The following is a 20,458-nucleotide window of genomic DNA, read 5'->3' as shown; positions in this document are numbered from 1 at the left end:
ACATGCCGGTACTGATGATCTCGGGGACGGGCACGGAGATCGGCAAGACCGTCACCACCGCCGCCGTCGCCGCCGCGGCGCTCGCGGCCGGACGCTCGGTGGCCGTGCTGAAGGCCGCCCAGACGGGGGTACGGCCGGACGAGCGCGGGGACGCCGACGAGGTCGCGTGGCTCGCGGGCCCGGTGACGGCCACCGAACTGGCCCGCTATCCGGAGCCGTTGGCACCCGGTACGGCGGCCCGGCGGGCGGGTATGGCGCCGGTGCATCCGCACGAGGTGGCCGACCGGGCGGCGAAGCTGGCCACCGAGCACGATCTCGTACTGGTCGAGGGGGCGGGCGGACTGCTCGTCCGGTTCGACGCGGCCGGCGGCACCCTGGCCGACGCGGCACGGCTGCTGGACGCGCCGGTGCTGGTCGTCGCCCAGGCCGGTCTGGGCACGCTCAACATGACGGAGCTCACGGCGCTCGAACTACGGCGCCGGGGGCTGGAGTTGGCCGGCATCGTGATCGGCAGCTGGCCCGGCTCGCCCGACCTCGCCACCCGCTGCAACGTCACCGAGCTGCCGGAGGTCGCAGCGGCCCCCCTCCTCGGCGCGATCCCCTCCGGGGCGGGGGCGCTGCCACCGGCCGACTTCCGCACAGCGGCACCGACCTGGCTGGCCCCCCGCCTGGACGGGACCTGGGATGCGGAAGCATTCCGGATCCGCGAGGCACCCTAGCGGGAACGGCACTCGTGGGTGCGAAGGCGTCGTACGGGGGACACTCCCCCTAGGCCGTCCGTCGGGGAGGTTCGCCATGCGGCTGCTGTCCGGTTCCGACCAGGTCGCGCGGAGTCCCGTGCACCATCCGCTGTTTGCCCGCTGCTACGCCCGGTGCAGCGTGAGCGCCGAGACCCGGCTGGGCATGGCCGGCGTGCGTGAGCGGCTGCTCGCCGGGCTGTCCGGGCGGGTGATCGAGATCGGCGCCGGCAACGGGCTGAACTTCGCGCACTACCCGGGCACCGTCGCGGAGGTCGTGGCGATCGAACCGGAGCCGCTGCTCAGGAAGCTGGCGCTCGACGCGGCCCTGCGCGCCCAGGTCCCGGTCGACGTGGTGCCGGGCGCCGCCGAGGCGCTGCCGGTCAAGAGCGAGGCCTTCGACGCGGCCGTGCTGTCCCTGGTGCTGTGCAGCGTGCGGGACGTACCGCGGGCGCTGAGCGAGGTACGGCGGGTGCTCAGGCCGGGCGGCCAGGTGCGGTTCTTCGAGCACGGCCGGGGCGGCGGACCCCTGATGACGGTGACCCAGCGCACGCTGGACCGGACCCTGTGGCCCCTGCTCACCGGCGGGTGTCATGTGGCCCGCCGGCCGGTGGCCGCGCTGCGCGAGGCCGGGTTCACACTCGGTCCCCACCGGCGCGTGATGATGCCGGAGAAGGGTCCGGCGCTGCCGGCGTCGTACTGCGCGCTCGGCGTCGCCTGGCGCCCGGACGAGTGGCTCCCGGACGAGCCGGGCGCGCGCTGATCACAGGCTCCAGCGCCGCAGCTCCCGCGCGATGTCGTCCACGTCGGCCGCGCCCTCCTTCACCAGCCGGGCGAGGTCGCGCACCTGCTCGGGCGTGGTGCCCACCTTCACGCCGCTGGCGACCAGGTAGGCATAGGCGACCGCCGAGGCGAACAGCGCGTTGGAGCGCTCCAGGGCCGGCAGGTGGATCAGCAGCTGGAGCAGGGAGGCGGCACGGGCGTGCGGGGTGTCGTAGACCGGCACGCCGAATATCTCGGCGCGGTGCCGGGCGACGGCGGCGACCAGCGCGCCCCAGTCGGTGACCTGCGGGTCCCCGGGCGTCTTCTGTTCGGCGAGCATGAGGAGCCAGGCGAGGTCGATACTGAGCTCGTTCAAGGGATCAGCGGCCGTCCCCGGTGCCGGCACCGCGGGGGGTCTCGGTGAACTCCTCCGCGAACACGGACTCGTACTGCCTCATGAAGTCGGCGGCGGCCTCGACGAACGTACGGCCCGCTTCCCCGGTGTCCTGTCTGACCAGCTCTTCGATATAGCGGTTGACGCTGATGCCACGGGCCAGGGCGCGTTCGCGGGCCGCGCGGGCGGTGCCCTCGTCCACGCGCACGTTCAGCTGGGTCTTCGCCATGCTTCGACGCTAGCGCCGAGGCGCTAGCAAGACAAGGGCGCGCCTACACGCTGCGCCGGGTCGGCCTGTCCCTTACGCTCGCCCGGAACGGGCGGTTCGAACGACCGGGAGGCTGACTTGTCCACACCAGCTGCGCAGCACGCCCCGGGCCGCACGCCCAACGGCGGAATCGCGGCCCGCGCCCGCGGACTGACCAAGGCCTACGGCTCCGGCGAGACGGCCGTCATCGCCCTGGACTCGGTGGACGTGGACATCGCGCGCGGCCGCTTCACCGCCGTGATGGGCCCCTCGGGGTCGGGGAAGTCCACGCTCATGCACTGTCTGGCTGGCCTCGACACGGTGTCGGCCGGCCAGGTGTGGCTGGGCGACACCGAGATCACCGGTTTGAGGGAACGGGAGCTGACCAGGCTCAGGCGGGACCGGGTCGGGTTCATGTTCCAGTCGTTCAACCTGATCCCGACCCTGACGGCGGCCGAGAACATCACCCTGCCGATGGACATCGCGGGCCGGAAGCCCGACCAGCGGTGGCTGGACCAGGTCATCGACGCGCTGGGGCTGCGCGGGCGGCTGACGCACCGGCCCGCCCAGCTCTCCGGCGGACAGCAGCAGCGGGTCGCCTGTGCGCGGGCGCTGGCCTCCCGGCCGGAGCTGATCTTCGCCGACGAGCCGACCGGGAACCTCGACTCGCGGGCCGGTCTGGAGGTGCTGGGCTTCCTGCGCGGCGCGGTGGACGAGCTCGGGCAGACGGTCGTCATGGTCACGCACGACCCGGGTGCCGCCGCCCACTCCGACCTCGTGCTCTTCCTCGCCGACGGGCGGATCGTGGACGAGATGGCACAGCCGACGGCCGAGGCGGTGCTGGAACGCATGCGTGTCTTTCCCGCGGGAAACCCCCGGAGTCCCGGGGCCGGCGTGGTCCGGGGCCGGCTCGGCGACGATGTCACCGCCCGGGAGGACTGAGCCGGTGCTCAAGGCGACCCTGAGGAGTTTCCTCGCGCACAAGGGGCGGCTCGCGCTGTCCGCGCTGGCCGTGATCCTTTCCGTGGCGTTCGTCTCGGGCAGTCTGATCTTCTCCGACACCGTGACGCGTACCTTCGACCGGCTGTTCGCCTCCACCGCCGCCGATGTGACGGTCCAGCCGAAGCAGGATCTGCGGTCGGCGCGGCTGAGCGGCGCGGTGCAGACCCTGCCCGCCGCGCTGCGGGACCGCGTGGCGAAGGTCGACGGGGTCGCGGCGGCCCGCGCCGAGGTGTCCGTGGAGAACGCCGTCGTGGTCGACGCCCGCCACAAGTCCGTCGGCCCGACCACGGGCGCCCCGACCCTCGCGATGGCCTGGTACGTCACGCATCGCAGCCCGGTGCAGCTCACCTCCGGCCATGCGCCGCGGGGTGCGGGCGAGGCACTGCTGGACGCCGACACGGCCGGCAAGAGGCACGTACGGATCGGCGACACGCTGACCGTGCAGGCGCAGCCGGGCACGTTCCGGGTGCGGGTGGTCGGCATCGCCACGTTCACCACCACCAACCCCGGCGCGGCCCTGGTCTTCCTGGACCCGGCGGTCGCGGCCCGGGAACTGCTCGGGTCGGCCGCGCAGGCGACCGGCATCTCGGTGGACGCGGCGCCGGGAGTGACCGACGCGCAGCTCAAGCGGCGTGTCGGCCAGGCGATCGGTACCGGCACCTACGACCTGAAGACCGCGGGTGAGCAGGCCAAGTCGGCGGCGGCCGGCCTCGGCACCTTCCTCGACGTGATCAAGTACGTGATGCTGGGCTTCGCCGGTGTCGCCCTGCTCGTGGGCGTGTTCCTCATCGTCAACACCTTCTCCATGCTGATCGCCCAGCGCACGCGCGAGCTGGGCCTGCTGCGGGCGCTCGGCGCGGACCGCAGGCAGGTGCGGCGTTCGGTGCTCACGGAGGCGCTGCTGCTCGGGCTGGTCGGTTCGACGCTCGGCCTCCTGGCCGGTATCGGGCTGGCGCTGGGGCTGATCCGGCTGATGAGCGCGTTCGGGATGAACCTGAAGGCCACGGAGATGGTCATCGGCTGGGGCACGCCCGTCGCGGCGTACGTCGTCGGTCTCGGCGTCACCTTCGTGGCCGCCTATCTGCCCGCGCGGCGCGCGGCGGCCGTGTCGCCGATGGCGGCGCTCGCCGACGCCGAGGTCGCCGGTGTGGGCAAGCCGTTGAGGGCGCGGGCGATCGTCGGTGCGGTGGTCGGGGTGGCCGGCGCGGCGGCGCTGGCCGGGTGCGCGGCGGCCACGAAGGTCGCCCAGGCGGCCCCGCTGCTGGGGTTGGGCGTGGTCCTGACGCTGATCGCGACCGTGGTGGCCGGTCCGCTGCTGGTGCGGCCGGTGATCCGGGTGCTGGGCGGGGCGTTTCCCGCGCTGTTCGGCCCGGTCGGCCGGATGAGCCAGCGCAACGCCCTGCGCAACCCGCGTCGTACGGGCGCCACGGCCGCCGCGCTCATGGTGGGCCTCGCCCTGGTCGGCGGGATGTCGGTGGCGAGCGCCTCGATGTCCGCGTCGTTCGACCAGCAGATCGACAAGAACCTGGGTGCCGACTTCATCATCCAGAACACCAACTTCACCCCCTTCACCAAGCAGGTGCGGGACACCGTGGCCGCGACGCGCGGCGTCGGGCTCGTCGTACGGCAGCGGCTCACCCCGGTCGCCGTACGCCTGCCGAAGGGAGACGAAGTCCGCACGACCGCCGCCGCGTACGGGCCCCGGCTCGACGACGTCCTGCACCTCACCTACGCGCAGGGCGGTTCACGGGCCGCGCTGGCGGACGGTCATCTCGCCATGGACGCCGACTTCGCCAGGGACCACGGCGTGCGTGTCGGCAGCGTCGTCCCGGTCGAGTTCCCGGGCGGACGGCACACCGAGCTGACCGTCGCGGCACTCACCGACCAGGCTCCGACGGAGGGCTTCGGCTCCCAGGGCGGCATGTACTTCGGCCTGGCGACCCTCACGAAGTACGCGCCCCGCGCCCAGGACTCCGCGCTCTACGTCAACGCGGCCACCGGGACGAACCCGCAGGACCTGCGGCCCCGGCTGGAACGGGTGCTCGCGCCGTTCCCGCAGGTGCAGGTGCACAATCAGACCGACTACAAGAACCTGGTCCACAAGCAGATCGCCGTCCTGCTGTACCTGGTGTACGCGCTGCTCGGACTGGCCATCGTCATCGCCGTGCTCGGTGTGGTCAACACCCTCGCCCTGTCGGTGGTGGAGCGCACCCGTGAGATCGGGCTGCTGCGCGCGATCGGGCTGGGGCGGCGGCAGTTGCGCCGGATGATCCGGCTGGAGTCGGTGGTGATCGCGGTGTTCGGCGCGGTGCTCGGGCTGGCGCTGGGACTCGTGTGGGGCGTGTGCATGCAGCAGGTGCTGGCCCTGCGCGGGCTGACGGCGCTGGCGTTCCCCTGGACGACGATCGTCGCCGTCGTCGTCGGTGCGGCGGTGGTGGGCGTGGTGGCGGCTCTGCTGCCGGCGCTGCGGGCGTCACGGATGAACGTGCTGGCGGCGATCGCCCACGAGTGAGGGCACCCTCCCGAGCGTGCGACGGACGTGATGGAATCGCAGGTCCAGGCTCAAGTCACCTGCGCAAGAGGAGAGTTCGTGCCGCGTCCGTTCCGCTTCGGGGTCAATCTGCTCACGCCCGCGCCCGCCGCCGAGTGGCGCGCCAAGTGCCGGCGCGCCGAGGAGCTCGGGTACGACGTGATCCTCGTCCCGGATCACCTCGGCATGGTCGCCCCGTTCCCGGCGCTGGTCGCGGCGGCCGAGGCGACCGAGCGCCCCCGGCTGGGCACGTTCGTGCTCAACGCGGGGTTCTGGAATCCCGCACTGCTGGCCCGCGAGGTGGCGACCACGGACGCGCTCACCGGCGGACGTCTCGAACTCGGGCTGGGCACCGGGTACGTTCCGGCCGAACACGAGGCGGCGGGGCTGCCGTACGGCTCACCGGGCGAGCGGGTGGACCACCTCCGCCGTACGGTGGCGGAACTCGACCGGCTGCTCGGCTCCCCCGAACACCAGCCGCGCCCCGCCCGGCCCCGGGTGCCGCTGCTGATCGGCGCCAACGGCGACCGGATGCTGCGGCTGGCCGCCGAGCACGCGGACATCGCGGCCTTCACCGGAGCCCGGCCGGGGAGGACACCGGGCGGGCTGGAGCCGCTCACCGCCGAGGAGCTGGACGAGCGGGTGGCGCGCTACCGGAGCGTCGCGGCGGGCCGGGCGCAAGAGGCGGAACTGAACCTGCTCCTCCAGCTCGTGGCGGTCACGGACGACCCCGGACCGGTGCTGAAGCCGCTGCTGGAGCGGCAGTCGCAGCTGACCCTCGACGACGCGCTGGCGCTGCCCATCGTGCTGGCCGGCCCGCTGGAGGACGTCGTCGAGCGGGTGCGGGCGCAGCGCGAGCGGTTCGGGTTCTCGTACCTGACCGTCCTGGAGCCGTACATGGAGGCCTTCGCGCCGGTGATGGAGCAGCTGCGCGAGGAGTCCGCATGATGGAAACCCGCACACGGGCCACCCACCCAGTGATCCGATGACCCCATGACCGACCCGCGTATACGCCCGGCGGCGCACGCCGACCTCGACACTGTCCTCGCCTTCTGGAAGACGGCCGCCGAGGGCACCAGCATCAGCGACGACCGGGACGGGGTGGAGCGGCTGGTGGCCCGCGACCCGGAGGCCCTGATCCTCGCCGAGCAGGGCGGGGAGCTGGTGGGCACGGTGATCGCGGGCTTCGACGGCTGGCGCTGCCATCTGTACCGGCTCGCGGTGCATCCGCAGCGGCGCCGGCAGGGCATCGGCTCGGCGCTGCTGGCCGCCGCCGAGGAGCGGTTCGTACGGCTCGGCGGCCGGCGCGCGGACGCGATGGTGCTGGTCCGCAACGAGCGGGCGCAGCAGGCCTGGAGCGCGGCCGGTTACGGCCCGGAGGAGCGCTGGCGGCGCTGGGTGAAGCCGCTCACCGACTGAGCCACCCGGGTTCCTTTGCCCATCCTTTACCATTGAGGGAGCACTCGGCCCTCTATGAAAGGTTGTGAGCGTCCGCCCATGGGCGAGCCTCCCGGTACGCGCCGCCGCGCGCCCCGTCCTGCCCTGTCCGAGCATGGGACGGGGGTGACCCGATGACCGAAGTGCTCCTGCTGCTGGTGGCGATCCTGCTGTCGCTCGCCTGTGGTGCCTTCGTGGCGGCGGAGTTCTCGTTGACCACGGTGGAGCGCGGTGAACTGGAGCGAGCCGCCGAGCGCGGCGAACGCGGCGCCCCCGGCGCCCTGAAGGCCGCACGGAACCTGACCTTCCAGCTCTCCGGCGCCCAGCTCGGCATCACCGTGACCAACCTGGTGGTCGGCATGCTCGCCGAGCCGTCCATCGCCAGGCTGCTCGCCGGTCCGTTCCGGGCGATGGGGCTGTCGGGCGGCACGGCGGGTTCGGCCGCCCTCGTGCTCGGTACGGCCCTGTCGACGGTGTTCCTGATGGTCGTCGGCGAGCTGGTGCCGAAGAACTGGGCGATCTCCTCACCGCTGGCCGTGGCGAAGCGGGTGGGCAATCCGCAGCGCTGGTTCAGCGCCGTCTTCCGGCCCTTCATCACGCACCTGAACAACACGGCCAACCGTTTCGTGCGCCGGCTCGGCATCGAGCCCGCCGAGGAGCTGGCCTCGGCGCGGGGACCGCAGGAGCTGGCGGCGCTGGCCCGGCACTCCGCCAAGAAAGGCGCACTGGAGCCGGACACCGCCGAGCTGTTCGTGCGCACGCTGAACCTGGCCGACCTGACGGCGGAGAACGTGATGACCCCGCGCGTCCAGGTCGTCGCCCTCGACACCCAGGCCACCTGCGAGGACGTGGCGAACGCGACCCGGGCCACCGGGCTGAGCCGGTTCCCGGTCTACCGGGGCACCCTGGACTCGGTCGTCGGCACCGCCCACATCAAGGACGTGCTGGCCGTCCCCGCCGACCAGCGGCGCCACCGCACGGTCGCCCAGCTCATGCGCGAGCCGCTGCTCGTGCCCGAGTCCCTGACCGTCGACCGGCTGCTGGACCGGCTGGGCGGCAGGCGCACCATGGCCGTCGTCATCGACGAGTACGGCGGCACGGCCGGCGTGGCGACCCTGGAGGACATCGTCGAGGAGGTCGTAGGCGAGGTGCGGGACGAACACGACCCGCACGAGACGCCGGACCTCGCCCCCGCCGGGGCGGACGAGGACGGGCGGGCCCTGTACTCGGCCGACGGCGCCGCCCGCACCGACCAGCTCGCGCGCGTCGGCCTGCGGGCGCCCGAGGGGCCGTACGAGACCCTGGCCGGGCTGGTCGCGACCCTGCTGGGCCGGATACCGCGGACCGGTGACAAGGTCGAGGTCGCGGGCTGGCGGCTGGACGTGGTGGACGCCTCGGGCCGCCGGGCGGCGCGGGTGCTGCTGCACGCGCCACTGGACGACGAACAGGCCCACGAGACCCCGGAGGAGGCGCGATGACCACCGTACAGCTGCTGATCGGGCTGGCGACCCTGGTCGTCAACGCCTTCTTCGTCGGCGCCGAGTTCGCGCTGATCTCCGTGCGCCGCTCGCAGGTCGAGCCGCTGGCCCAGGAGGGGGACCGGCGTGCGAAGGCCGTGCTGTGGGGCCTGGAGCACGTCTCGGCGCTGCTGGCCGCCGCCCAGCTCGGCATCACGCTGTGCACGCTGGTCCTGGGTGTGGTCGCCGAACCGGCCATCGCGCATCTGCTGGAGCCGGTGTTCCGCGCGGTCGGTGTGCCCGTGAGCGCGGGTCACGCCGTGTCCTTCGTGATCGCGCTGGCCCTCGCGACCTATCTGCACATGCTGCTCGGCGAGATGGTGCCCAAGAACATCGCGCTCGCCGAGCCGGTGCGCAGCGCGCTGCTGCTCGGCCCGCCGCTCGTCGCGCTGTCCCGGGCCCTGCGCCCGGTGATCTTCGCGGTCAACGCCTTCGCGAACGGGCTGCTGAAGCTGCTCCGGGTGGAGACCAGGGGCGAGGTCGCGGCGACCTTCACGGACACCGAACTCGCCGAGATCGTCAAGGACGCCAGCGAGGCGGGCCTGATCGACGACCGGGCGCAGGAGCGGCTGCACGACGCCCTGGAGCTGGGCAGCCGGCCCGTGCGGGACGTCGTGGTGCCGCTGGAACGGGTGGTGTACGCGCGCGTGGGCGTCACCCCGGAGCAGCTGGAGCGGCTGTCGGCCGAGTCGGGCTTCTCCCGGTTCCCCGTGGTCGACGTGGGCCGGCGGATCGTGGGCTATCTGCACGTCAAGGACGCGCTGGACGCCTCGCCGCGGGACGTGCCGTTCCGGCTGCGGGACGTGCGGCCCATCGCACGGGCGCGGGAGGGCACCCCCCTGGACGACGTGCTCACCGCGATGCGCGGCAGCCGTACGCATCTGGCGGCGGTGCTCGGCGACGACGGCCGGCTGGCCGGCCTGGTGACCATGGAGGACGTGCTGCGGCAGCTGTTCGGGCAGCCGACACCGGGATGACGCCGGGATCCTGCCGGGCGTTCCCGGGGCGACCGACCGGTAGGTATGGAGCCGGGATACCATCGCTGACGCCATGCAGACGAATCCCACACCTCCCCCGTACAACAGCCTGGTCGCGGTCGGCGACTCCTTCACCGAGGGCATGTCGGACCTGCTGCCCGACGGCTCCTACCGGGGCTGGGCCGACCTGCTCGCCACGCGGATGGCGGACCGCGCTCCGGGCTTCCGGTACGCCAATCTGGCCGTGCGCGGGAAGCTGATCGGGCAGATCGTCGACGAGCAGGTGGGCACGGCGGCGGCCATGAACGCCGACGTGGTCACGCTGGTCGGCGGGCTCAACGACACCCTGCGGCCCAAGTGCGACATGGGCCGGGTGAAGGGCCTGCTGACCGAGGCCGTGGAGCGGCTGGCGCCGTCCTGCAAGCAGCTGGTGCTGATGCGCAGCCCCGGCCGCCAGGGCCCGGTGCTGGAGCGGTTCCGGCCGCGCATGGAGGAGCTGTTCGCCTGTGTGGACGAGCTGGCCGCACAGCACGGCGCGGTCGTCGTCGACCTGTACGGAGCGCGCTCACTCAGCGATCCCCGGCTGTGGGACGTGGACCGGCTGCACCTGTCGGCCGAAGGACACCGCCGGGTCACCGAGGCGGTGTGGCAGACGCTCGGGTACGAGCCGGAGGACACCGAGTGGCACGTGCCGATGCCGGCCACACTCCCGCCGGGCTGGGTGACGCGCCGGATGGCGGACGCGCGCTTCGCCCGCCGGCACCTGCTGCCGTGGATAGGCCGGCGCCTGACCGGCCGCTCCTCGGGGGACGGCCGGACAGGCGCCCAGTTTAGCGCTGAGCTGGGCAAAGCCTTCTGGGTCACCCCTTCGGACCACACAGACCCCGGCCCCGTGACGGACTGGCGACGGGTGGAGCCCTAACCCGGAGCCCCGCCCGGCTGCCATGCACCGATTAAACGCCGGGCGCCGGCCCCCTTCCCGCCATCACCCGCTGTTGTTGTTGCGGGACGTCATGGTTGCGTCCAAGGAAGGGGTCTATGGGTTCAGTGCAGGCGTCGCAGCCGGGTCAGCAGGCCCGCCGCGGCGTCCCGGTCGCCGATGTTTGCGGCGGTGACGCAGGCGACGAGGCGCAGACCGAGGGTGTCGGTCACGATGTGCGTGGGGTGCGGCTGAAGTGAAGGTCTCGATCAGCCCGTCGGTCTGAATTCGGGCTGGTCGGGGCTGTTGTAGAGCCGTTCGTGCTCGCGTGTGGTGTGGTAGGCCCAGTAGGCATCGAGGTCGTTGTCGGCGGTGAGAGCGCGCAGGCGGAGGACTTCGGCTCCTTCGAGGCCCCAGCGGGCTCCGGTGATGTCGAGGCGGTCGCCGATGAGGTGGGGGCAGGCGCCTCCGACGGCGCCGGTGGCGATGGGCCGGCCGACAGATGGTCGGGCTCCTCTCAGTGCGGACACGCTGGCGCCGGCATCACGTCTGTTCCTGCTGCTGTCATGACCGCCGCTTGTAGCACGTACCGGTCCATCGCTCGTCGGCAGCCGAGACTGCACCCACGGCCACCGGAGGATCTGTCAGAGGTCTGCGGGTCGGTCGCCTCGACTGCCGGCCTTCCGTCCCGAACGAACTTCTGCGCCTGGTAAGCGGGTTCAGTTCTGCATTTCCGGCTCGTCCCGGTCAATCCTGTCAACTTGCCTTAAACATAGGGAACCCGGCGTGCAAGCCATAGCGGCCTGAGCGGCAAGTCGACTCCCACTGTGTGATGTTGATCTCATGGTCACAGTACGTGTACGGGGTGGGGGGTGGGCCAGTTTTCAGCAAAGAGCTGATCATTCACAGGTTATGCACAGGTGCTCACTGCTCCGAAAGCCGTCATTGCGGTAACTGTCGGTAACTTCCTGTGCAGGTATGGGTCTTGCTCCGTGTGCATGCCGCGTGCATATGGTGATGATCCGCTCCCCGAATGGACTTGACCAGTCCGTTTCTGGGAGAAGGGCCGGCGCGTCGTGGGGGAAGCGCCACGCGCAACCAGCCTCCCCGACCCCCGAGGGGGCTGGCTGCTTCCCTCCCAGGGCGTGACCCGCAAAAAACGGGGCCACACCTTCACAGAGAGGGATGCGCGTGCTGCGCAGACCACCCAGACCACCATTCCGCAGATGCAGATGGGCGAAGAGACTGGCGACGCCGGTCGTGTCCATAGCGTCGCTCGGCCTGCTCGCGACCCTTGCCGTTCACCCTGAACTCGTCACCGACGATCCGGGCGGCATGAAGACCGTCGCCGGAACGTATGACGGGTTCGACGGGAAGGCGGCCGAGCAGTTCCGCCAGGACCAGTGCATCACCGCCGAAGCGTTGCGCAAGGGCGGCCAGAACATGTTCGACCTGGCCGAGTCGTCGATCAATCTGCCCGCCGCTCAGCTTCATCCCATGGCCGACCGGGGATACCCGGACTCGCCGATGGCGAAGGCGTTCCAGAAGGACGAGAACGCACGCGACGCCCTCAGCAAGAACGTCGACACCGTCAAGCAGTCCTGGGCCAGCGCGGTCGCGACACTGGAGTCGTATCCCGGTGCCCCGACCGGCCGGGAGAAGATCTTCGAGAACACCGGCCTCATGCCGTGGCTGTGGCAGTCGTACACGGGCGGGGTGACGTTCTTCTTCAACGACACCACCCCGCTCGCCGACAAGACCAGCACGACTGCGGTCATCAAGCTCGGCGACCAGTTCTACGCCAACACCAGCGGGCCGGAAGCGGACGCGTGGAAGGACTGGAAGTCCAAGGCCACCGAAGTGCCGCCCCGCTCGTACGCGGATGACTCCCGGATCTTCCTCTCCTCCGGCGGTTTCCCCAAAACCGAACCGGATCCTGGCTCTCCGGAGTTCCGGATCCTGGTCGAGGACTTGAAGGAACGCTTCGCCTCGTGCACGTGGCGCAACCCGGTCGACCCCGACCAGGTGTGGGGCAAGGCTGTTGCTGCCGCGTCGGATGAGTGGCAGAAGGAGTTTGCCGACCAGTCCCCGGAACGCGCAGGGATCCTGGCCGCGAACGACAAGGCCGGGAACGCGTTGCAGGCGGGTACGTTCGCCCTGGGCAAGATCCTCGGCCAGTCCTACATCGCGGACTACTCCACCCGCTGGCTCGACTACTACACCAAACGCAAGCCCGCCCCCTCAGCCAGTGATGTGAACAAGGCCAAGGCCAACATCCCTGGTGCGCAGAAGGAGGCGAAGGCTCAGCTTGCCGCCCTGCGCGCCCAGCTCACGATCACCCAGCAGGCCGCGAAGGACTCCGACACCAGCCTGAACCAGGCGTATGCCAAGGCCGACAAGATGGGCGCCCCACGCGGCCGGGGCCTTGTGGTGGGGCAGCAGAAGGCCCAGGTCACCAAGGGCGCGGCTGCCGCGCTGGCGGCGATGGTCAAGGCCGGTGAGACCGCCGAGGCCGCCACTCGTGCCGCCGCGTCGGATGCGGACACCATCAACCAGCGGGCCATCGCCCAAGCCGCACAGGTCAAGACGGAGTTCCGCCGGCAGGCGGCCGCGGAAGCCGAGTGGCAGGCCAAGGCGGCTGCCGATGCGGCGAAGATCCACCGTGACAACGCCAAGCAGGACGCAGACACAGCGAAAACGAAGCTCGGCGAGACACTGAAGGCCGAAGCCAACGCGAAGGCCGCTGCCCAGACCGCACACGACCGCCGGGTGGACGCAGAGGCCCAGGAGAAGACAGCGAAGGCGGAGAAGGCCAACGCCGCCGCCCACCAGGCCGACGCTAACCAGTACAAGCAGGCCGCCCGGGACCAGGCGGACAAGGCCAAGACGGCTAAGGACAAGGCCGAAGCCTCCGAGCAGACCGCATCCGACAAGCGGGACGGGGCGAAGAAGGCCGCCGACCACGCCCGTTCCATGCGGGACGACGCGTGGGATGCCGAGCAGAAGGCCAATGCCGACCGTGCCAAGGCCGATTCCAAGAACGCCTACGCCGACTCCCTTGACGCCGGCGCCGATGCTGACGCCGCACGGCAGGCCGCGAACGACGCCGACAAACACGCCGACGACTCCGAAGCAGCCGCGAAGAAAGCCCAGACCGACGCCGACGCCGCCACACAGGCAGCCGAAGACGCTGACGCCGCAGCAACCCGTGCCGAAGCGGCGGCCAAGCGGGCACGCGCGGACTCCGACGCCGCACAGGCTGCGAAGGCGAAGGCCGACGCCGACGTCCGTACCGCCACCGCATCGACCGCGGACGCGATCGCCGCCTCCCAGCACGCTGCCTCGGAGTCCCGTGCGGCGGTCAGGCTCGCCGACCAGGCCGAGACCGACGCCAATAACGCCAAGACCCAAGCGGACGCGGCGAAGAAGGACCTGGCGGTCGCACTCCTCGCAGCAGCCAAGGCCGCCGGGTACGCGCACATCACGGCGCAGGCGGCGGTGGATGCGGGGAAGTCGGCGAAGCAGGTCGTCAAACCCGCCAACGACGCCATCGAACTTGGCTCCCCCTACGTCGACACCGACAGTGTCGCGAGTCTGGTGGTCCTGACCGGTCAGGCGTCCAAGTCCCTTGCGGAGCAGTTGAAGGCTGTTGCTGACGCGCATTCGAAGAACGCCAAACAGGAAGCCGCCGATGCCAAGGCGCTCGCGGACAAGGCCGGCGCGGACACCAAAGCCGCCCTCCAGTCGGCCGCGAACGCAGCACAGTCCGCCTCGGACGCCCGTGACTACGCCAACCAAGCACTCGACTACTCGGCCGCCGCCGCCAAGTCAGCAGCGGCAGCGGTCGACTCCCTGAACCGGACAAAGGAGTACGACCGGCAGGCCGGAGAGGACGCCGCCGCCGCTGATGCGGCAGCCGGACGGGCCGAAGGGTATGCGAAGGACGCCCGCAACAGCGCCGACCAGGCCGCCCTCGACGCCCAGGCAGCCCACCAGGCAGCCGACCAGGCCTCCCAGGACGCCAAGGACGCCCGCGCCGCCGCCGACCGCGCCGACAAGGACGCCACCGATGCCGAGCAGTACGCCAAGGACGCCGACAAATACGCCCAAGAGGCCCAGGAAGCAGCCGACAACGCTGCGAAGGAGCAGGCCAACCAGGAACTGTCCAAGGGCTCTACTACGGGTATCCCCGGCGTGTTCGCCGTGCCGGACCAGTCCACCGTGGAGATCGTCAGCTCCCAGCAGATCGGGCAGTGCCCATCCAACGCGGTGCTCGTCGGCTGCGACGCCACCTACAACCTGGTCGTGGACTACGAGGCCGACTTCTACCTGTGCACGGATGACAACGCCCAGGCCACGGCGGACGGCTGCCCGAAGCCTTCATGGCAGTACCTCCAGCGTTCCACGCTGAAGAACGTCAAGATCGACAACTGGCAGCACCACTTCTCCGGCGAGGACATCGCCCGCGCCGGATGGGAGACCCTCTTCGGCGAAAAGGCAGGCTCGCTCCTGTTCTCGTTCTTCGCCGAAGACATGCTGAAATGCTTCCACGGCAGCGCCAGCGGCTGCGCCTGGGCCTACGCGACCTACTTCCCAGTAGGAGGCGCTCTCAGCGATATCAGCAAAGCAGTCAAGGCCCTCGATGCTGCCGCCAGGACAGGCATCGGCTTCGAAGACGCCTTCAAGGCACTACGTGGCCTGGACGGTCTGTCGCCGCTGACAAAGGAAGGAATCGGCGCCAGGCTCCTCAAGCAGCTGTACGAGACGTGCACCAAGCGGGCGATGGCCCCGTTGCTACGCTCTGGCGGCGGCGCGTGTGAGAACATAATTCCGTACGGCAGTTCGGAATTGGCGCATGTTGCCTACGAGTTCCGAGTATCCAGCGGACTCAGGTACAAGTTCGGACGGAACGTCGCGGTTGCAAGGGTACCGGGATGGGCTAAGGCCACCGGCGCGAAGAACGACTTTGTCGTCTTTGCGAATATCCCCCAGGGGCTTCACTCCGAGGAATTGATCATAAAAAAGCTGGAAGAAAAAGGATTTAACAAGAACCAGATCTCGGAACTCTACAGCGAACGTAGCCCCTGCAATGCCAAGTGCTCTCCTCTCGTGGAAGGCATCCCGGTAACCTACTCAACCCCAGACGGACCCGGCGCAGGCGGAATGATCAAGCACATGCTCGACACATTCGAGGGTGGAAGGCTTGCACGCTCCACTCAACCGAGTCTGTCTGAGTGACGCGTGATGTGCTCCCCCCTCAAGGGGGGAGCCCGTCAACAGAGATGACTTCACACCAGGAGATGCCAGGTGACCTACATAGACCCCGAGATCCGCGCCAAAGCTAAGGCACACGGTCACCCGTATGCATCGGAGGAAATCATCGCCGCTGGGTACGACCTCGCAGCCCAGGTCTGTCAGGAACTCCAGCGCGCCGGCCTTCCCGCCTACATCGAGCGTCCGGGAGTAGCCAAACAGCCTGGCGCCGGAGTGGAAGTCGACACCCAGGGTGAGTACGCCGGGGGCCTCTATGTCCGCTGGAACGCGCCAGAACTGGCAGAGGCCGGTATACAGGCAGTGGCAGAACGGCAGGACCGGGCGGCGCCGGAGTGGAATCGCTACGCCGAGGTCGTTCTGCTCATGCAGAAGGCATTGATCGGGATCCTGCGGCTGGCCGGCTTCTCCGCCGTGCGAGCCGAGGAAGTCGACGACATCGCCGAGGGCGACGTGTACGTTCATGGGGCGGACACTCGTGAGTGACAACATGCTGAAGATCATCCCGGCCGATCCATGGCGGCAGCCTGGCCGCGATGCCGCAAGGAGCGCCGTGGCTGCCCTATGGGCTGACCGCAGTGTGATAACATTCTCGACATGACGTGGTGATCTGCCCGACCAGCTGGCCTGGACGGAACTGCTGGCCGTCAAGGTTCCGATTGCGGCGCGAAGGCGTCTTTCCGCGGACACGCCGACATCCGGGTGATGTGAAGCGTTCCTGAATGGTCTCGTCTACGAGTGATCATAGAGTTTCGCCCGGTTCGAGATTCCTGTGCGGAATCCGGGACGGTCGGACTTGTCCGACAGCGAGCTGACCAGCGTTGGCGAAGCCCTCGGGTAGCCGGTGGACAGATCATGGCCCACTACTGACCTCGCCCGGCGGGCCCCGCCGAAGCTGAGCTGTTCCGGCTTCGGAGGGGCCTGACACACATGGTGCACCGCTTCGGCGAATCGCCCGCCCGACAGGTCACCGACGCCTTCGACCAAGCCCACGCACGCGATCCGCACCACCACCGTCCATGGATCGTCCTCATCGACGGCGCCCATCACCAGCTCGGCCTCATCCACGCCGAAGCCGGACGCCGCAACATCACCGTCCACGTCCTGCTCGACTTCGTCCACGTCGCCGAATACACCTAGACCGCCGCCCATGCCTTTCACCCACCCGATAGCTACGAGGCGGAGACCTGGGCCGGCCCGCCGCGAGGCCGTCACCCCATGTGATCGCTAGCTCACCAGCCACCTTCGCTACGACACCGCACTCGAAGTCGGCTGGCCCATCGCCACCGGCGCCGTCGGAGGCGCCTGCCCCCACCTCATCGGCGACCGCCTCGACATCACCGGAGCCCGCTGGGGCCTCGAAGGAGCCGAAGTCCTCCGCCTGCGCGCTCTCACCGCCAACAACGACCTCGATGCCTACTGGGCCTACCACACCACACGCGAGCACGAACGGCTCTACAACAGCCCCGACCAGCCCGAATTCAGACCGACGGCCTGATCGAGACCTTCACTTCAGCCGCACCCATGTGCGTTCGCGGCCGGCATGGCCAGGTTGTTGTCGTCGATCGCCTCCGCGCTGTCCAGGATGCCGGAGGACCTTCTACCAGACGAGTCGCGGAGCCGCGGACGACGTGACGGACGTCTCTCCGATGTCACATGCCGCCTCGACCGCGCCGAAGGCGATGTTGTCCCGGACACACTCGTGACGCGCTTGCTGCCGGCTGCTCGGTGACCTGGCTCGCCGTGAAGCCGATGACGAGCACAGCCGCTGCGAGCAGCAGCGCTGGCCATCGGCACGATCCGAGCCGTGGGCGACAGTGCCGCGGCGGTTCCCGACGCCGTTGCGGCAGCGGCCCCCGGGGCGACGCCGGCATCGTATTCGGTCCGGACTCCGCTCCGGACGCGGAGCGCGCGCTCCGGTTCACGACACGCGGCCTCACACCGGTCGCCCCGGCGCCGGGCGTGTGGCTCGGCGCCGGGGCCCGTTGAGCTACTTGCCGAGGACGAGGGTGTTGTTGCACCCCAGGCTCGAGCCGACGTTGGTGGTCTGCGTGCCAGGCGAGCCCTTGCCGTTGGACTCATTGCCCTGCTGGCCGTTCCCGACCCCGGACTCGCCCTGTACGTCGACGTTCTCTTCGGCCGTCGTGCACGAGGTGCTCTGGCTGATGAGGACCGTCTCGCTCTCTTGACCCTTCTGTGCGTGCCCGTGCCGCTGCCCGTGCCCCTGCCCGTGGGCGTAGGCAGTGCCGGTGCCGAGGAAGCCGACGGTGGCGAGAAGGACGGCCACGACAGCGGTCTTGCGAGTCTTGCGCATGTCTTCTCCGAGCGTTGAAGCGGACGCGTACGCGTTCCGCCACGTCATAAGGTGACGAGAGGTTAATGCGCAAATGTCCGATATCCGCTCGTCGGCACGCCGGATCGTCCGATCAACGAGCGCGGGGCGCCGACCCGGCGGCCGACCCAAATCCCCTGTGGGCCAAGGCATCACGAGGCCGAACGCCGGCGTAGGCGCTCCGCGCAGAACCACCCGTGTGGCCGCGCCACGAGTGGGAGGTGGTGTGGGCCATTCGGCCCTGGACCAGGGCACCGACGAAACTCCGTGCGGGGTCGACGAGTTTGCCTCCCGACCGGGGCACGTCACTCCTGGTCACTGATCGGTCGCGCCGTCGATATGGATCTCCTTCCGCTCCTCCGTCCGTGCACTGCTCGCACCGGCCGGGGTGGTCGTTGCGCGCGGCGAGGACTGCCCGCCGCGCCCAGGGCCGACAGGCCCGCGGGAACCAGTGGCCGCGATCGGTCTCGCGCTCGCCGAAGTCAATGGCCGTCGCGGTGGCCAGCGGCTCACCGCCCCACACGCACTCGGCGCCGCGCGCCCGGGCATCCGGCAGGACTTCCAGCGGCTGGCCTGAGCCGTCAGGGCGTCACAGCCAGAACCGGCCGTCCACCTGCCGGCCCGTCGGAGGGCAGGACAACGACCAGCCCGCAGGACGCACGACCAGGCCTCCCCCGCATGGAAGCCCGCTACGATCATCGGCTTCGGGCGACCCCGGTCAGGGCGCCCGCACGGACTCGCGCTGACCGGGCCGGGCGCCGTCTCACATCCGTCTCACGGACGGGCACGCGACGGCCCATGGAGGGCCCGTTGACCTGTAGTTTCCTACGGCTCCTGGACGGTACGAACCCTGTATGGACGGACTGTAAACTCTGGACACGTGACTTCTGCGCCCGCCAAGCCCCGCATCCCGAACGTCCTCGCCGGACGCTACGCCTCCGCCGAGCTCGCCACGCTCTGGTCCCCCGAGCAGAAGGTGAAGCTGGAGCGGCAGCTCTGGCTCGCCGTGCTGCGCGCCCAGAAGGACCTGGGCATCGAGGTGCCGGACGAGGCGATCGCCGACTACGAGCGTGTCCTCGACACCGTCGACCTGGCTTCGATCGCCGAGCGCGAGAAGGTCACCCGGCACGATGTGAAGGCGCGGATCGAGGAGTTCAACGACCTCGCCGGGCACGAGCACGTGCACAAGGGCATGACCTCGCGTGACCTCACGGAGAACGTCGAGCAGCTGCAGATCCGGCTGTCGCTGGAGCTGATGCGCGACCGTACGGTGGCCGTGCTGGCGCGCCTCGGCAAGCTGGCGGGCGAGTACGCCGAGCTGGTCATGGCGGGCCGCTCGCACAATGTGGCCGCCCAGGCCACCACCCTCGGCAAGCGTTTCGCGACCGCCGCCGACGAGCTGCTGGTCGCCTACGGACGCGTCGAGGAACTGCTCGGCCGCTACCCGCTGCGCGGCATCAAGGGCCCGGTCGGCACCGCGCAGGACATGCTGGACCTGCTCGGCGGCGACGCGGCCAAGCTCGCCGAGCTGGAGCACCGGATCGCCCGGCACCTGGGCTTCTCGCAGGCGTTCACCTCGGTCGGCCAGGTCTACCCGCGCTCCCTGGACTACGAGGTCCTCACCGCGCTGGTGCAGCTGGCGGCGGCGCCGTCCTCGCTGGCCAAGACGATCCGGCTGATGGCCGGGCACGAGCTGGTCACCGAGGGCTTCAAGCCGGGCCAGGTCGGCTCCTCCGCGATGCCGCACAAGATGAACACCCGCTCCTGCGAGCGTGTCAACGGACTCATGGTCATCCTGCGCGGCTATGCCTCGATGACCGGCGAGCTGGCGGGTGACCAGTGGAACGAGGGCGACGTGTCCTGTTCGGTGGTGCGCCGCGTCGCGCTGCCGGACGCCTTCTTCGCGCTGGACGGTCTGCTGGAGACGTTCCTGACCGTGCTCGACGAGTTCGGTGCCTTCCCGGCCGTCGTCGCCCGCGAGCTGGACCGCTATCTGCCGTTCCTCGCCACCACCAAGGTGCTCATGGGCGCGGTGCGGGGCGGGGTCGGCCGCGAGGTCGCGCACGAGGCGATCAAGGAGAACGCCGTGGCCACCGCGCTGGCGATGCGCGAGCAGGGCGGGGAGCGCAACGACCTGCTCGACAAGCTCGCCGCCGACGAGCGGCTCCCCCTCGACCGCGAGCAGCTCGCGGCGCTGATGGCCGACAAGCTGTCCTTCACCGGCGCCGCCGCCGACCAGGTCGGTGTGGTCGTCGGCCGGATCGAGGAGATCGTCAAGCAGCACCCGGAGGCTGCCGGTTACGCCCCCGGAGCGATCCTCTGACCCGCCTGAC

At 70.3% G+C, this 20,458-nt stretch carries 15 protein-coding genes and 2 pseudogenes; 13 read left to right on the top strand and 4 right to left on the bottom strand.

What is annotated here, in order from left to right; translation table 11 throughout:
• Positions 1-2: 2 nt before the first annotated feature.
• Together bioD and ABZ624_RS11610 are read left to right on the top strand one after the other, a co-directional pair.
• Positions 3-719 carry a dethiobiotin synthase gene (gene bioD, locus ABZ624_RS11615; RefSeq protein ID WP_360085570.1) on the top strand — a complete coding sequence of 239 codons (717 nt, stop codon included), beginning with the start codon at positions 3-5 and terminating at the stop codon, positions 717-719.
• Positions 720-795: 76 nt separating this feature from the next.
• Positions 796-1,500, top strand: coding sequence for a class I SAM-dependent methyltransferase (locus ABZ624_RS11610; RefSeq protein WP_360085567.1), 705 nt, complete (start codon positions 796-798; stop codon positions 1,498-1,500).
• Here the strand turns inward: ABZ624_RS11610 and ABZ624_RS11605 are convergent, their stop codons facing one another.
• A complete protein-coding gene (locus ABZ624_RS11605; RefSeq protein WP_360085564.1) occupies positions 1,501-1,875 on the bottom strand; it encodes a fic family toxin-antitoxin system, toxin component in 375 nt (124 codons plus the stop codon).
• A 4-nt stretch (positions 1,876-1,879) separates the two neighbouring features.
• On the bottom strand, positions 1,880-2,122 hold the full coding sequence (locus ABZ624_RS11600; protein WP_360085561.1) for a toxin-antitoxin system HicB family antitoxin: 243 nt from the start codon (positions 2,120-2,122) through the stop codon (positions 1,880-1,882).
• Between the two features lie 117 nt (positions 2,123-2,239).
• On the opposite strand from ABZ624_RS11600, the gene ABZ624_RS11595 reads away from it, so the two are divergent.
• The 7 genes from ABZ624_RS11595 to ABZ624_RS11565 all read left to right on the top strand — a co-directional run bounded on the left by ABZ624_RS11595 (position 2,240) and on the right by ABZ624_RS11565 (position 10,525).
• Positions 2,240-3,082: an ABC transporter ATP-binding protein gene (locus ABZ624_RS11595; RefSeq protein WP_360085558.1), complete on the top strand. Its 843-nt coding sequence runs from the start codon at positions 2,240-2,242 to the stop codon at positions 3,080-3,082.
• Positions 3,083-3,086: 4 nt separating this feature from the next.
• Positions 3,087-5,654, top strand: coding sequence for an ABC transporter permease (locus ABZ624_RS11590; protein WP_360085555.1), 2,568 nt, complete (start codon positions 3,087-3,089; stop codon positions 5,652-5,654).
• 78 nt (positions 5,655-5,732) lie between these two features.
• Positions 5,733-6,620 (top strand): LLM class F420-dependent oxidoreductase, encoded by an 888-nt coding sequence (locus ABZ624_RS11585; RefSeq protein WP_360085552.1) that lies wholly within the window; start codon positions 5,733-5,735, stop codon positions 6,618-6,620.
• Positions 6,621-6,665: 45 nt separating this feature from the next.
• Positions 6,666-7,091, top strand: coding sequence for a GNAT family N-acetyltransferase (locus tag ABZ624_RS11580; protein ID WP_360085550.1), 426 nt, complete (start codon positions 6,666-6,668; stop codon positions 7,089-7,091).
• Between the two features lie 152 nt (positions 7,092-7,243).
• Positions 7,244-8,587 (top strand): hemolysin family protein, encoded by a 1,344-nt coding sequence (locus ABZ624_RS11575; protein WP_360085547.1) that lies wholly within the window; start codon positions 7,244-7,246, stop codon positions 8,585-8,587.
• The gene (locus ABZ624_RS11570; protein ID WP_360085544.1) at positions 8,584-9,603 is read left to right on the top strand and encodes a hemolysin family protein; all 1,020 of its coding nucleotides are present in this window, start codon (positions 8,584-8,586) and stop codon (positions 9,601-9,603) included. Before ABZ624_RS11575 ends, ABZ624_RS11570 begins: the two co-directional genes overlap by 4 nt.
• A gap of 73 nt (positions 9,604-9,676) precedes the next feature.
• On the top strand, positions 9,677-10,525 hold the full coding sequence (locus ABZ624_RS11565; RefSeq protein WP_360085541.1) for an SGNH/GDSL hydrolase family protein: 849 nt from the start codon (positions 9,677-9,679) through the stop codon (positions 10,523-10,525).
• Positions 10,526-10,791: 266 nt separating this feature from the next.
• On the opposite strand, the pseudogene ABZ624_RS11560 reads toward ABZ624_RS11565, so the two are convergent.
• Positions 10,792-11,019 (bottom strand): annotated as a pseudogene (locus ABZ624_RS11560) (ISKra4 family transposase); the annotation flags it as partial.
• Between the two features lie 763 nt (positions 11,020-11,782).
• Here ABZ624_RS11560 and ABZ624_RS11555 point away from each other — a divergent pair.
• The 3 genes and pseudogenes from ABZ624_RS11555 to ABZ624_RS11545 all read left to right on the top strand — a co-directional run.
• The gene (locus ABZ624_RS11555) at positions 11,783-15,760 is read left to right on the top strand and encodes a nucleic acid/nucleotide deaminase domain-containing protein (RefSeq protein ID WP_360085538.1); all 3,978 of its coding nucleotides are present in this window, start codon (positions 11,783-11,785) and stop codon (positions 15,758-15,760) included.
• Between the two features lie 69 nt (positions 15,761-15,829).
• Positions 15,830-16,279 (top strand): hypothetical protein, encoded by a 450-nt coding sequence (locus ABZ624_RS11550; RefSeq protein ID WP_360085535.1) that lies wholly within the window; start codon positions 15,830-15,832, stop codon positions 16,277-16,279.
• Positions 16,280-16,724: 445 nt separating this feature from the next.
• Positions 16,725-17,291, top strand: a pseudogene (locus ABZ624_RS11545) (ISKra4 family transposase); the annotation flags it as partial.
• 492 nt (positions 17,292-17,783) lie between these two features.
• Here ABZ624_RS11545 and ABZ624_RS11540 read toward each other — a convergent pair.
• On the bottom strand, positions 17,784-18,107 hold the full coding sequence (locus tag ABZ624_RS11540) for a hypothetical protein (RefSeq protein ID WP_360085532.1): 324 nt from the start codon (positions 18,105-18,107) through the stop codon (positions 17,784-17,786).
• Between the two features lie 898 nt (positions 18,108-19,005).
• Between ABZ624_RS11540 and purB the strand changes: the two genes are divergently transcribed.
• On the top strand, positions 19,006-20,448 hold the full coding sequence (purB, locus tag ABZ624_RS11535) for an adenylosuccinate lyase (RefSeq protein ID WP_360085529.1): 1,443 nt from the start codon (positions 19,006-19,008) through the stop codon (positions 20,446-20,448).
• Positions 20,449-20,458: the final 10 nt, after the last annotated feature.

It is taken from the genome of Streptomyces sp. NPDC007205, assembly GCF_040634095.1.
Taxonomy (GTDB): domain Bacteria; phylum Actinomycetota; class Actinomycetes; order Streptomycetales; family Streptomycetaceae; genus Streptomyces.
Note: the sequence above shows the minus strand (reverse complement) of the source record. Positions and strands in the feature narration are given on the sequence as shown.

Excerpts from the sequence above, each read along its gene's own strand:
- ABZ624_RS11575 (WP_360085547.1), top strand. The coding sequence starts at position 7,244 with ATGACCGAAGTGCTCCTGCTGCTGGTGGCGATCCTGCTGTCGCTCGCC.
- ABZ624_RS11600 (WP_360085561.1), bottom strand. The coding sequence starts at position 2,122 with ATGGCGAAGACCCAGCTGAACGTGCGCGTGGACGAGGGCACCGCCCGC.
- ABZ624_RS11570 (WP_360085544.1), top strand. The coding sequence starts at position 8,584 with ATGACCACCGTACAGCTGCTGATCGGGCTGGCGACCCTGGTCGTCAAC.
- bioD (WP_360085570.1), top strand. The coding sequence starts at position 3 with ATGCCGGTACTGATGATCTCGGGGACGGGCACGGAGATCGGCAAGACC.
- ABZ624_RS11580 (WP_360085550.1), top strand. The coding sequence starts at position 6,666 with ATGACCGACCCGCGTATACGCCCGGCGGCGCACGCCGACCTCGACACT.
- ABZ624_RS11565 (WP_360085541.1), top strand. The coding sequence starts at position 9,677 with ATGCAGACGAATCCCACACCTCCCCCGTACAACAGCCTGGTCGCGGTC.
- ABZ624_RS11610 (WP_360085567.1), top strand. The coding sequence starts at position 796 with ATGCGGCTGCTGTCCGGTTCCGACCAGGTCGCGCGGAGTCCCGTGCAC.
- ABZ624_RS11540 (WP_360085532.1), bottom strand. The coding sequence starts at position 18,107 with ATGCGCAAGACTCGCAAGACCGCTGTCGTGGCCGTCCTTCTCGCCACC.